This is a genomic window from Clostridioides sp. ZZV14-6387, from assembly GCF_020657835.1.
Lineage (GTDB): Bacteria > Bacillota > Clostridia > Peptostreptococcales > Peptostreptococcaceae > Clostridioides > Clostridioides difficile_A.
Window position 1 is genome coordinate 1 of the sequence record NZ_JAGWCW010000169.1, and the last position, 210, is coordinate 210.

Sequence of the window (210 nt, forward strand, 5' to 3'; positions counted from 1 at the left end):
TCTTGCTGTTTTTTATTTGGATACATTCTAAACTTATAAGCTTTTTCCACTACTATCACCTCACTTTACTTGTTTTTTATGATTATGTTAATACTAGATGTTCATATTTTACACACCATACTATATGGTATTGTACTAAATATACATATCTGAGCTACTTCAATTTTTACTCACCCATCCTAATATTAACAAGGTCAATTTTTTTAAACA

At 26.7% G+C, this 210-nt stretch carries 1 protein-coding gene; it reads right to left on the reverse strand.

The window, feature by feature from the left end:
* Positions 1–59, reverse strand: a 59-nt coding sequence (locus KGF38_RS20660; RefSeq protein WP_139044962.1) for a helix-turn-helix domain-containing protein, incomplete at its 3' end; no start/stop codon positions are given.
* Positions 60–210: the final 151 nt, after the last annotated feature.